General features: G+C 56.8%; 12 protein-coding genes. 5 read left to right on the top strand and 7 right to left on the bottom strand.

The window, feature by feature from the left end; all coding sequences use genetic code 11:
* Nucleotides 1-3: 3 nt before the first annotated feature.
* Complete coding sequence (ttcA, locus tag QPL98_RS01265; RefSeq protein ID WP_153741410.1) at nt 4-912, bottom strand: tRNA 2-thiocytidine(32) synthetase TtcA; 909 nt, start codon at nt 910-912, stop codon at nt 4-6.
* Nucleotides 913-985: 73 nt separating this feature from the next.
* On the opposite strand from ttcA, the gene QPL98_RS01260 reads away from it, so the two are divergent.
* The 3 genes from QPL98_RS01260 to QPL98_RS01250 are packed head-to-tail and all read left to right on the top strand — an operon-like array spanning nt 986 to nt 3,403.
* Nucleotides 986-1,642 carry a TetR/AcrR family transcriptional regulator gene (locus QPL98_RS01260; protein ID WP_153741411.1) on the top strand — a complete coding sequence of 219 codons (657 nt, stop codon included), beginning with the start codon at nt 986-988 and terminating at the stop codon, nt 1,640-1,642.
* 19 nt (nt 1,643-1,661) lie between these two features.
* On the top strand, nt 1,662-2,330 hold the full coding sequence (locus QPL98_RS01255; protein WP_227548965.1) for a DNA-J related domain-containing protein: 669 nt from the start codon (nt 1,662-1,664) through the stop codon (nt 2,328-2,330).
* Between the two features lie 38 nt (nt 2,331-2,368).
* Entirely contained in the window at nt 2,369-3,403 is a 1,035-nt protein-coding gene (locus tag QPL98_RS01250; RefSeq protein ID WP_014421192.1) for a polysaccharide deacetylase family protein, read from the top strand.
* Nucleotides 3,404-3,412: 9 nt separating this feature from the next.
* Here QPL98_RS01250 and QPL98_RS01245 read toward each other — a convergent pair whose 3' ends face one another.
* The 6 genes from QPL98_RS01245 to QPL98_RS01220 all read right to left on the bottom strand — a co-directional run bounded on the left by QPL98_RS01245 (nt 3,413) and on the right by QPL98_RS01220 (nt 10,040).
* The gene (locus tag QPL98_RS01245) at nt 3,413-4,486 is read right to left on the bottom strand and encodes a MalM family protein (protein WP_014421191.1); all 1,074 of its coding nucleotides are present in this window, start codon (nt 4,484-4,486) and stop codon (nt 3,413-3,415) included.
* Nucleotides 4,487-4,505: 19 nt separating this feature from the next.
* The gene (locus tag QPL98_RS01240) at nt 4,506-6,131 is read right to left on the bottom strand and encodes an OmpP1/FadL family transporter (RefSeq protein ID WP_014421190.1); all 1,626 of its coding nucleotides are present in this window, start codon (nt 6,129-6,131) and stop codon (nt 4,506-4,508) included.
* 39 nt (nt 6,132-6,170) lie between these two features.
* Nucleotides 6,171-7,181, bottom strand: a complete 1,011-nt coding sequence (locus QPL98_RS01235) for a hypothetical protein (RefSeq protein ID WP_011785279.1) — start codon at nt 7,179-7,181, stop codon at nt 6,171-6,173.
* Nucleotides 7,182-7,236: 55 nt separating this feature from the next.
* The gene (locus QPL98_RS01230; RefSeq protein WP_011785280.1) at nt 7,237-8,037 is read right to left on the bottom strand and encodes a C39 family peptidase; all 801 of its coding nucleotides are present in this window, start codon (nt 8,035-8,037) and stop codon (nt 7,237-7,239) included.
* A gap of 188 nt (nt 8,038-8,225) precedes the next feature.
* Nucleotides 8,226-9,689 carry a DASS family sodium-coupled anion symporter gene (locus QPL98_RS01225; RefSeq protein WP_303292478.1) on the bottom strand — a complete coding sequence of 488 codons (1,464 nt, stop codon included), beginning with the start codon at nt 9,687-9,689 and terminating at the stop codon, nt 8,226-8,228.
* A gap of 30 nt (nt 9,690-9,719) precedes the next feature.
* Entirely contained in the window at nt 9,720-10,040 is a 321-nt protein-coding gene (locus QPL98_RS01220; protein WP_303292477.1) for a TraR/DksA C4-type zinc finger protein, read from the bottom strand.
* 145 nt (nt 10,041-10,185) lie between these two features.
* On the opposite strand from QPL98_RS01220, the gene QPL98_RS01215 reads away from it, so the two are divergent.
* Together QPL98_RS01215 and phaC are read left to right on the top strand one after the other, a co-directional pair.
* Complete coding sequence (locus QPL98_RS01215) at nt 10,186-10,542, top strand: phasin family protein (protein WP_011785283.1); 357 nt, start codon at nt 10,186-10,188, stop codon at nt 10,540-10,542.
* Between the two features lie 71 nt (nt 10,543-10,613).
* Nucleotides 10,614-12,413, top strand: coding sequence for an alpha/beta hydrolase (phaC, locus tag QPL98_RS01210; protein ID WP_303292476.1), 1,800 nt, complete (start codon nt 10,614-10,616; stop codon nt 12,411-12,413).
* Nucleotides 12,414-12,450: the final 37 nt, after the last annotated feature.

The following is a 12,450-nucleotide window of genomic DNA, read 5'->3' as shown; positions in this document are numbered from 1 at the left end:
CGATCAGAGATTCAGTACATCTAGCCGGCCAAAATCCTGCTGGGGCTCCGCGGTTTGAACGGCCTGACGCTTGCCGCCAAGACGCCGCCCTTCCCTGAAGTCATATAATTCCGGATCGGCCAGGTGCGACGGCTCGACATTGCAAAGGGCCCGGAACATGGTTTCCAGACGGCCAGGATGCTGTTTGTCCCAGGTCTGGAACATTTCCTTGATGACCTGTCGCTGAAGGTTTTCCTGGGAGCCGCATAAATTGCAGGGAATGATCGGAAATTCCCGAAGTGACGCGTAGCGGGCAATATCCTTCTCCCTGGCATAGGCCAGAGGACGAATAACCGTATTGCGGCCATCGTCGCTGTGGAGCACCGGTGGCATGGATTTGAGTTTGCCGCCGTAGAACATGTTGAGGAACAGGGTTTCCAGCAAATCATCCCGGTGATGGCCCAGGGCAATCTTGGTTACACCATGCTCCTCGGCGAAATTGTAGAGAATGCCCCGTCTCAGGCGTGAACACAGTCCGCAAGTGGTCTTCCCTTCAGGCACTTTTTCCTTAACAATACTGTAGGTGTCTTTCTCGATGATGTGATACTCGATACCCATCGACTCAAGATAGTCCGGCAGGACATGCTCGGGGAAACCCGGTTGTTTCTGGTCCAGGTTCACGGCAATCAGCTCAAAACGCACCGGCGCGCTCTTCTGCAGATTGAGCAGAATATCCAGCATGGCGTAGGAGTCTTTGCCACCGGACAGACAACACATCACCTTGTCTCCGGCTTCAATCATCGAGAAATCAGCAATCGCCTGCCCAACTTCACGGCGCAGACGTTTCTGCAATTTGTTAAGCTCCAGTTTCTGGCGACGTTCGTAATCAGAAACAGGTGTCTTTTCAGGGCTGGCAGTCATTGCTTCGGGCATTCGTTTTCACGCTCACAAGGTAAGTGAGCGGGCAATTATACGCGCCACAAACCATCAGGGACAGGATAGCAACATGGATATGTTGAAATTGACTTCACCACAAGCCACGGGCAAGCGCGCGCTCAACCGTATCCGAAATCGTCACGCCATTCTCAGGGCGGCCAGAGACTGTTTCCAGGAACACGGTTACGACAACACCACCATTCGGGACATCGTCCGCAGAACCGGTCTCGCCGCCGGCACCTTCTACAACTACTTTTCCAGCAAACAGGATATCTTCGCGGCCCTGCTCAGCGATTTCCTGACCTCGCTCAACAACGACATGAGCCAGCAGCGACAATCTGCATCCTCAACCCAGGAATTTGTCTACCGGGCCTATCTGGCGCTTTACAGCGCCACCGCGAAAGATCCGGTGGTGTATGAGCTCGCCCATCAAAATCAGCGCGCCCTCCGAAACCTGTTCGGCTCAGATATTCTGGGCCTGACCATGCTGTCCCTTGAGGAAGACGTTCGCAACGCCATGACCCGTGGGCTGCTGCCGGCAGTCAATGCGGACTATCTTTGCGCCGCGTTTTTTGGCGTGGCCTACGACACCAGCATGCTGGTGGCAAGGCGGGCACACCAGAAGCCGGAACTCGCCCAGGACGAAGCCAGAACAGCGGCTGAGTTTTCCACCCAGCTGTTTCTGGGCGGCTTCCCGGCCCTGACCAGGCTTTCAAGCGAAGGCTGACTGGCATACCATGATGGCCATGACCATCTCCGCAGATAACCAGATACTCGATGACTCACCCGCAGCCCGTGGTGAAGAGCACAGCTGGCTACAGCAACAGGTCCAGCACCTGTTGGTTGCCGTGGAGCACGAACTGCGGGCCGCAGGCCCGGCCGGGCTATCCGAGCTGGAGCTGATACGGGCCTTGCAGGGCGAGCGCTGGAGCCTGATTGGCACAGTCGACTTTCACGAGCCCGATCGGCTGTACCCGGTGCACTTCCTGCTGTTCCACGTACTCTACCGTCTGCGCGATCAGATTGCCCTGGAGGGCGAGAGCCTGAATATCTCTCCGCTTCGGCTCAGTATCGGGCAAATGCTGACGCGCACCGAATCAACGGCACTGCCGGATTCTACCGATGCCCTGCGTGAGTTCTATCTGGATCTGTCACAGTACTTTCTCTCCGAAGCCGCCATTCAGGAAATGATGGACAACTTCTGGGCCGGCAACACCCTGTCCCGGCCCGAGCACTCGGAAGCCGCCGAGGCGGCCAGGACGCTGGGTTTCGATGAATTACCGGGGCAGTTCGCTACCGTCAAGAAGCGCTTCCGAAAACTCGTGATGCGTGCGCACCCGGACCGGGGCGGTGATACCGGAGAAATCCAACAACTGAATCAGGCCTTCTCGGTTCTGAAAGCCCATTACGCCTAAATCATCCTACGAGATCCCGTGTGTCAGGAAACAAGACCATGCTTCGAATAAACAAACTGATTGCGTATCCCCTGATCAGTGCCCTGTTGCTGGCCGGAACACAGGCTCAGGCCGACCTGGTGGTTCTGCAGTATCACCACGTGGATGACAGTACACCTCCGGCGACCAGCACGTCCCGATCATTGTTTGAGGCGCAAATGAACATGATCCGGGATCTTGACCTTGACGTGGTGCCGCTGGAAGCCGGCACCAGGGCGGCACTGGCCGGCGAACACCCTGACACCAATGAAGTGGCCATTACTTTCGATGATGCCTATGAATCCGTCCATACCTTTGCTGCGCCGTTACTGGACAGGCTCGGGCTTCCATACACTGTCTTCGTCAATACTGACGCAGTGGGCGCCAAGGGTTACATGACCTGGAAGCAACTCCGCACAATGGCAGACAACGAGCTGGCAACCATCGCCAATCACAGTACGGATCACGCTCACCTGGCACGCAGACGGGGTGAACCCGAAGAGGCATGGGAAAACCGGATTACCAGCAGCCTGGACGAGGCTCAGCAAGAGCTGAAGAACCGTCTTGGCGTGGAGGAACCTCTGTTCGCCTATCCCTACGGCGAATTCGATCAAGCCCTGGAACAGAAGCTCAGCGAGAGAGGCTGGCTTGGATACGGGCAACAATCGGGAGCTATCGGACAATACTCAGGTAAAACCCGTCTGCCCCGTTTCCCCATGGCCAATGCCTACGGCCAATTGGGCAGTCTGAAAGACAAACTGATGAGCAAGGCTTTTCCGGTACCGGCCAAAGACCTGCCCGACGGGGTGTTCGAGCAGAATCCGCCGCGTTTGAGGTTTACGCCCACCGATGCCATCAGCCCCTCCCGGCTTACCTGTTTCGCGTCCGGACTCGGTCGAATCAATTTTGAAGTGGTGGGAGATAGCATAGAGGTGCAGGCACCCAAAGCCATCAACAGCCGTCGGTTCCGATACAACTGTACCCATCCGGCGGGTAACGGCAGCTTCTACTGGCTGTCCCAGCAGTGGTTGAATCTGGACGCACCGGAAGACTGATGGTCGCCATCACTCCTCAAATGTCGTGATGCCAATTTCTCCGGTTTCAACGTGTGGAATCGCTTTGGGCGTGTCGCCCGCTTCCGTCACCGTTTGCCCAGCCAGGTCTTCCGGGCGGGTGAATACCACCAGCCAGCGCTCGCCCTGGCCGGGAAACGCCGGCACCCAGCTTTCCAGATACCCGCGACGACGCCAGTTTTCCGGTTCGTAGTTCATAACCAGGTCCGTCACTACCCGCACGGGCTGAAAGTCCTTGTCGAGAAATGCCAGGCTTGGTACCAGCACGCCATTGTGGGCGTAGGAACGCAGCCGCATCACAAACCCGGGGACAAAGGTACTGGATGGTAGGGCAATCAGCCGATAGGGCGAATCACCCGTGCTGAAACGGTGGCGGGGCGTGTCTTCCTCAAAATCAACACCAAACTCACGGCCTTCCTGCCACTGCAGGAAATCCCGGGCAGGCAGGGTCTGGCAACAGCTTTCGGCAAATACCCGGAAAAACGAATCCGTTTCCTCAATCCCCAGTATGGCAAAGGCGTCGGGATCATGGCCCTCAACCGGCGTATGGTCATCTACAGTGACCGGCAGGTATACGCTGGCATCGCTGAGCATGACCGGCGCCTGATCCGCCTGTTTCTGCTCTTCGGTTCGCATATCCGGGGTGTAATAGCTGACACGGACAATGCCGTCGGCATCACGCCATGTGAAATAGGGTTGCCGCTGGCCAGGCCGGATAAACCCTTTTTTCGCCAGCTCCTCACCATCCGGATAATTCTCGGTGGTGTATTCGAGGTTTTCTTCCAGCTTTGCGGCGGCGCCCCGGTCGCTGCCAGAGGCCGACCGATAAGCCTCAGACCCGGTGGCTTCGCCTGAGATGGCGACGGACTTGGCATCCGGCTCACCTGGGGTAACGTCTTCGCGCTGGGCGTCGGGAATCCGGGAATAACGCACCCTGCCCTGCTCATCCACCCAGGAAAAGTAGCCTTCCCGCTCGGCAACGCCGCTGCTTCCGGTCTGGCAACCTGCCAGCAACGCGAGCGCAAACACACCGACCGCCAGTCCGCTGTATCGACCAAGTCCCATCACAGCCCCCCTGTCAGGATCAGAATTTGGTTCGGAAGCTCAAGCCTGCCATCACCACCCGCAGGGAAGTCTTGATGGTGAGGTCGGCATAGGGGTTATAGATGATGTTGGTGATGTTGTCGCAGTTCACGTTGCAACTGGTGTCGGCCGGAATGGTCTCAATCGATTGCAGATACGACAGGTTCATATCAATTTCCGTGTCCTTATCCCACTTGTACCCCATGCCAATACTGTACAGGTTCGCGCCCCCGAATGGCGCCATAATCGAGCGCTGGTCGTCCGGAATAACCGAGTCCCGGATTTCCACCCCAGCCCGCAGATCCAGACGAGATGATGCATGGAACTCCACACCAAAAGCCCAGTTCCACTGGCTCTTGAAACCCAACGGCAGGCGCAGGGTATCCGAGGTGGCATTGTCCGGCGACAGAATGCGTGCCGCGTTCAGGAACTCGAGGTTACGATCAAACTGGAAATTGAAGGCATCCCACTGGGCAAAATCCGTCCAGCCCACATCCGCGTTCACGGTCAGCTTGGGATGAACATCCACGCTTATACCGGTCTGAAAATGTTGTGGGTAAACCAGATCCATGCTGACATTGCCCGCCTCCCGCGGTGCACCTGAGGGCAGGCTCAGAATGGCCGATGATATGGCGCCCAGAATAGAGCCATTCACACTCTGCCAGAATCCGGACCAGTCATCGGTGTACTGTATCTCGAACTGCCCCTTGAGGTTCATGTCGGCTTCTGAGGTATAACTGGCCCCCCAGCGGAACCAGTCCGTCGGCTCCCACATAACGCCCAGGGCGTAGGTGGGTGAGATGGTTTCCTGCAGATTCAGGCTCATGGCCCCGATATCGTCCCAGGGGCCGACATTACCGCCGCACAACGCAAGCCAGGGCTGCAGGGGCTCGTCACCGCTTTCACAGTTAAAGGCATCCTGCAGAACCTCTGCCACCCCCATCAGCAGGTTTGGCGCCCGCATGTACTGGTCCGCTGCGAAGCCGAAATGCGAGAGATGAATGCCCGCGCCCACAGACCATTCATCATTGATCTCATACCCGACGGTGGGAGACAGGTAGGTGGTCCGCTGGAGGGTGGCCGCCTGGGGCTGGTAGCGACCGGGGTCGTTTTTATCCCGGTAGAAGCCTGCGGCCATCGGCAGATAAAAAGCGTTGGCGAACGTCAGCTTCGAACCCGGCGGCTTGATACTGATACCCGCTGATGGTGCAACGGCAGGGCCAGGGGGCATACGAAGAATGCCGTAACCCGGCACATAGAGAGCTACGTTGTTGGTATGACTACTGCTGTTCGCAATCGGGTCGCGTTGCTTTCCGGTTAAAGGGTCAGTTTCGAGCCCGCTGATTCCGAATATCTCGTAGTCTTCATCTGCGTAGAAGTCGGCGTCAATATCCAGATAGATGCTGAGGAGGTTCACCTCAAGCTGGCGCCCGTCGAGTTTGGTCAGGCCCGCTGGATTGTAGTGAATGGCCATCAGTCCCGGGGGATCTGCTGTAACGGCGTTACCCAGTGCCAGCGCCTTCGGGTGTATCGTCAGGTTCTGCGTCATCTGTGCCTGGGCCCCGCAGGATACGCCCGCGACCATAGCGGCGGCCAGAAGATGTCGCTTGTGACTAGCTTGTCCCATGAAATCCTTCCCCTTCCCTTGAAACGTCCTCGACTTCAATCACTCTTTGAGGCCAGAGAAATTGATGGGCAGGGATACACCCAGGGAGAAGTCCGGCGCGTCCTCCGTCAAACCGATCCCGAGGCTGGTATTCACAATGGTCATATCGCTGAGACGCGTGCCCAGCGACATACTGAGGAAGCCAGTCATCTGGTCCTGGGCCACGGCCTGGTCACCGTTGGAGAAGGTCAGCACCGTCTCGTCGCTGTAGCTGAGCTGGCCAGACACACTGAGAGAGATGTCATAGGAAAGGGAGTAGGCAAAACCCAGAGAACCGGACAAGCCGAACCCTGGTTCCACCTCCTGTAGCAGCCGGGCGCCCCGAACCTGTTCCAGACCGTCGACAGTGAGGTTGTAGGTTGCGCTGACCGAGCCAAAGACCACCACCGGATCCAGTACCTTCGACATACTCAGGCCACCGCCCACGGAGTAATAGCCACTGCCGGTGGACAACTGCTCGTTGATGTCAATTTCGTAGGGACTGACGCCGGTTTTACTGTTCAGGGTGCCAAAGAAGGTGGTCGACATCTTGCCAGGCACATAGGCAAACGGCTGCCAACGTCCGGTGAAGGAGATGTCGCCGAAGTCGTAAACGTTCAGCTCGTCCTGGGTGTCGTACTTCACCACCAGTGGAACACGGGTGCCGATCGTCAGGTTATCCAGTAACCCGTAATCGTAGGAAAAGGCATTTGTGAAGTTATGGGTGGCCGATGGAACAACGTCCAGATTACGCACCGAGCCGTTCGATATCGCCAGATCCAGCCGTTGGTCGCCGGTATAGGAATAATCGAACGAATAGTTCAGGGAGTGGGTGCCCTTCTTCTGCAGTGAGTAGTTCTTTTCGGCAGCCTGGAACACTTCCTCCAGCTGTTTGGTAGAATCCTCATCCCCTTCCTGACGCGCCAGTGCCTCCCGCGCCTGATCCACATTCCCTTCCTGAGCCATGGCCATGCCCGGAAGCAGCCCAGCCGCGGAAACAAGGATAAAACCTCGCACAAACCAACGATTCATCCTGACTCCCTACTTTTATTTGTTTTATTCCTGCCCGATCAAACAACCGGGAAAATTAATGACGACGGTAATGGAGCTGTTTGCGGGTATTTTCCACGCTACCGTCCGGATTATTCTTCTGGCGTTCCAGCAAGTTCTGAATGCGTCTCTCCGTTGACTCGTGGAACGCTGGAATCTGCTGCATGGCCAGCAGAGTCATTGTCTGGTCATCCACAAAGCGCAGGTCTTCCTCTTTCAACTCAAGGTTATCCAGGGGTTTGTCGCTGCCCGGGAAGACAATGAACAGTACGTTGTCGTCCCACTTCTCCTGAAACTGCGCCACGGTGAAGGAAATATTGCCAACCGCCGGGTCTGCAAGGTAAACACGCCCGTCCCGGATGGTTCTCAGCACCACAAAGTGCTTGAATCCGGCGTGATCAATGGGAACGATTGCCGGATGGTCCAACTCCATCAGGTCCTCGATTTCTGCCTTGAAACCGCCAGAGGGATAGCCAAGGGCTGTGACCAGCCGCTTCATATCAAGCATGGAGAAAGCGCGGCGCTCAACGATGCGCTCGCTCTCACCGTAGTGCAGCAAACCTTCCATCACCTGGCGTTCGGTCAGAGAACGGCCAACATAGAAGTTGAGCACCGTGGTCAGGGCTGCGCTGCCGCAACTGTAGTCGTACGCCTGACGAACGATATTGCGGAATTTCTGCTCCACCAGGGGTTCGACCCGGGTGTCCCATCGAAGCTCGACAGGGCTGGCATCAACCTTCTGCTCCAGAACAATCGTGCCACGATCGAATGGCTCGACCTCGGTGGCTTCCTGCACCATGGTGAACGTGAGAATGGATCCGGCCAGCACCAGCAGCATTTTGGAAAGTCCCTGTTTTTATTAGACGTGCAACTTATCGGGTTACATGTTGTTACCGTACGATACCGAAATCGCAACTGGCTTAAAGATAACTGTGCCTCAAATCTGTCGCTGCAGAAGGGGCCTCCGGGAACCGGTATGAGAACTGGTTCAAGACCGGAGGCAAAGCCATGAAGTGGCGGGGAGCATCAGAGCGAGAACACCAGCCCCAGCAACCCGTAAGTGATGAGAGTGACGACCACAATGCCCATCAGATTCAGGGCAAAACCCGCTTTGATCATGTCCGAAATCTGCATATGACCGCTGGAGAAGACAATCGCGTTAGGCGGCGTGGCCACCGGCATCATGAAGGCGCAGCTGGCTGCAATCGCGGCAGGAACCGTCAGGAGCAACGGAGACACGTCCTGCGCCATGGCCAGAGCTCCCAGCAATGGCAGGAAGGCGGCGGCAGTGGCGGTATTGCTGGTCACTTCGGTCAGGAAAATAATCACTGAGGCCACTATCACCATCATGACGATGGTTGGCAATACACCAGCCACGCCCAGACTGCCGGCGATCCATTCCGCAAGACCGGAGCTGCTGATTACCCCCGCCATCGCCAGGCCACCGCCGAAGAGCAACAGTACTCCCCAGGGCAATTTGTTGGCGGAATCCCAATCCAGCACAAACGTGCCTTGACGGGTATCTACCGGGATAAGGAACATGGCGATCGCTGCCGCGATTGCGATGCCGGTATCACTCAACCAGGGCATCAGACTGGCAGACAACAGCGGGCGAAAAATCCACGCCGTTGCCGTGATGACAAATACCACGGCCACCAAACGCTCTCCCCGGCTCATGACTCCGAGTTTGGCCAGTTCATCCCGAATCATCTGGCCGCTGTCCGATGCCTGACCAATCCCGAAATCCCTCCGGGTCAGCCACCACCAGGTCAGCACCAGCATTACCAGAGTGACCGGAACCCCCAGCACCATCCACTGGGCAAAGCCCACCGAGATGCCCTGGTTTTCACTCAGATAGGCCGCCAGCAAAGCATTGGGCGGGGTCCCGATCAGAGTGGCAATACCGCCAATGCTCGCGGAGTAGGCGATGGCCAAAAGCAGCGCTGTTGCATATTTCCGAACACCCTCCGGGTTCGAGTTGTCCATCATCGCTACCACGGACAAGCCAATGGGCAGCATCATGATAGCGGTTGCGGTATTACTCACCCACATGCTCAAAAAAGCCGTCGCCAGCATGAAGCCGGCAATCTGTCGCCTGGGCTGATCGCCCATGGCTTTGAGCGTCAGCAAGGCAATACGCCGATGCAGATTCCATCGCTGCATCGCCAAGCCCAGGGTAAACCCACCAAGAAACAGGAAGATGATCGGATTGGCATAAGGTGCCGTGGCCTGTCCTATGGTGCCGAGACCAAGCGCCGGCACCAGAACAATAGGCAAAAGTGCTGTGGCCGGAATCGGGATGGCCTCAGTAGACCACCAGGTCGCTATCAACAGCATCAGCCCCAACGCCGCCCAGGCCTCAGCCCCCATGGAGCCTGGCGCTGGCAATATCAGCGTTACCAGAAGGAACGCCGCACCCAGAATCAGGCCAATAACCTGACTCTTGGGCAGCCCGGAACGGGATCCGTCGTTGCGTTGCACTTCAGCCATTGTTCATCCTGCAGGTTTGTGTGGAGGTTGTCAGTCTGCCGCGCAATCTACACAAACCGTGGTATATGGCAATACCTGAAGCCGCCTGGGGTCAATGTGATTACCGCACTGCTCGCACTCGTCGCCGATTCCCTGATCAATCCGCTCAAGGGCGTGATCAATCTGTTGGAGTTCCGCCCGCGTTTCCGCTTCCAGAGAATCCACTACCTCATCGTTCTGGGTCTGGCTCGCCTGCTCTTCGAAATCCTTTTCCAATGCCCCCGCTTCCCTGCGCTGATGCGCCTGGTAGCGGGACAGCCTGGCTTCAAGGTCTGCTTTCAGGGTTTCCAGCTCGGATTTTCGGTTTGCCATCGGATGTCTCCCGGATCTATCTGTTATCAGATTAACTATAGACTAGGCGATAGGGTGGAAGCCGGTTTGACGCCTGTCAAAATCGTGTCATCGAAGCTGAGCTAAACTACCCATTCCGACAATCACTACAAAGGAGTTGTAACGAATGAATCAGGATATGATCAACAAGGCCAACCGCCTCAATGAAACCCTTTTCACCCAGTTCAGCAAGGCTGCCGAGATGCAGATGAATGCGTTTCGTCGTTACGCCGATGTTGCCATGGACCAGGCCCGAAAAGTCTCTGAGGTTCGTGATCTGGACGGTTTGAAGCAACTGACCACCGACCAGGCTGAGACCCTCAAATCCCTGAGCGACCAGTTCACCCAGGACTGGAAAGCCTGGCAGGATTACTTCAGCGAAACCCGTGATCAGGTGCAGAAGGTCTTCGAACAGGATTCGAGCGAACCGGCCAAAGAGAAATCACCAGCCGCCAAGGCCAGCGGTTCCAAATCGGCAGCCTGACAGGCAAGACCAAAACCGGTCGGAATGGTATCCATTCCGGCCGTTTTTTTATTCAGCGGCAGGAGAGCCCCATGTTCGGTCTGGATTTCGTGAGCAAAACCGTCACTAATCTGGTGAAAACCTTCGAGGACAACGTCCGCCAGGGCCAGCAACAGCTGGAAAAATGGCTCGGCGACACCGGGATGATGGAGGACACCAAACTCTCCACGCTGAGCGAAATCTCGGACGCCTACCGGACCATGGCCGAGGATCTGCTGCTGCACCCGCTGCGGTTCGCCAGTGCTGAAATCGATCTTGCCCGCAAACACCTGGGGCTGGCTCGCTATACCCTGACCAGAATCACCGGCAAACCTGTGGAACCGGTCGCCGAGCCGGATCCCGACGACCGGCGCTTCATGGCGGAGGACTGGCACAAGCATCTGTCCTTCGATGTGCTCCAACAGGCTTATCTGATCAACTCCCGAGCCTTTCTGAACTGGGTTGAAGGTATGGAGGGGCTCCCCGGCCCGAGTCGCGACCAGATGCTGTTCTACGCCCGCCAGTTGACGAGCGCGCTTTCACCTTCCAACTACCCGCTGACCAATCCGGAAGTCCTCAGGATAACCTGGGAGCGAAAGGGCATGAATCTGGTGGATGGGGCCCGCAACCTGGTAGACGATATCCGGCAGAACCCGAATCTGTTCAACGTCGCCATGACCGACCGTTCGGCCTTCGAGGTGGGCGGCAACCTGGCAACAACGCCCGGCAAAGTGGTGTACCAGAATGAACTGATGCAATTGATCCAGTACTCGCCAACAACTGAAACCGTGGCCCGGCGCCCGCTTCTGATCGTCCCCCCCTGGATCAACAAGTTCTATATTCTCGACCTCACCGAACGCAATTCCTTCATTCGCTGGCTGGTAGACCAGGGCCAGACGGTGTTTATGGTTTCCTGGCGGAATCCCGGGCCAGCCCAGAAAAACCGGGGCTGGGACGACTACATGACGTTGGGCCCGCTGGCTGCCATTGATGCTGTAACTGAAGCGACCGGCGAGCAACAGATGAATGCCATCGGCTACTGCATTGGCGGCACCCTGCTCGGAACCACGATGGCCTGGTTGGCAAAAAAACAACGTAACCCGATCGTCAGCACCACCTATCTGACCACCCTGCTGGATTTTTCAGACCCTGGCGGCATCGGCGTTTTCATTAACGATCACTCAATCCGCGGCATCGAACGCACCATGGAGCGCAAAGGCTATCTGGATGGCCGGGCCATGGCCTTTACCTTCAATCTGCTGCGGGAAAACGATCTGTTCTGGTCGTACTGGACCAACAACTACCTCAAAGGCCTGAAACCCAAAGCGTTCGACCTGCTGTACTGGAATACCGACGGCACCAACCTCCCCGCCAGAATGCACAGCTACTACCTTCGGGAAATGTACCTGCATAACCGGCTGGTGCAGCCGGATGCCCTGACGATTGCGGGTGAAAGCATTGATCTTTCCGCCATCAGGGTACCTTCCTTCTTCCTTTCCGCCCGCCAGGACCATATCGCTAAATGGAAGACGACTTATCGGGGAGCCAGCGTGTACGGCGGCGATGTGCGATTTGTTCTGTCCGGGTCCGGCCATATTGCCGGGGTCATCAACCCCCCTTACAAGGAAAAATACGGGTACTGGACCAATAACCAATTGCCAGGCTCGGCAGATGACTGGTTTGATAGCGCCGATCATCATCCTGGTTCGTGGTGGCCACACTGGCGTGAGTGGTTGACAGCATTCGAAGGAGAGCAAGTTCAGCCCCGTCAGCCCGGGGAAGGCCCGCTTGAGGCGATTGAGGACGCGCCTGGAAGCTACGTAAAAGTTAAGGCATCGGAAGCCGGGGGTTGATAGACTTCAATATAAATGAGCGAGGGTTCACTTTTAC

The sequence above is a fragment of the Marinobacter sp. ST-43 genome (assembly GCF_030541085.1).
GTDB lineage: Bacteria > Pseudomonadota > Gammaproteobacteria > Pseudomonadales > Oleiphilaceae > Marinobacter > Marinobacter nauticus.
The sequence above is the reverse complement of the archived record's forward strand: the minus strand, read 5'-3'. Positions and strand labels throughout refer to the sequence as shown.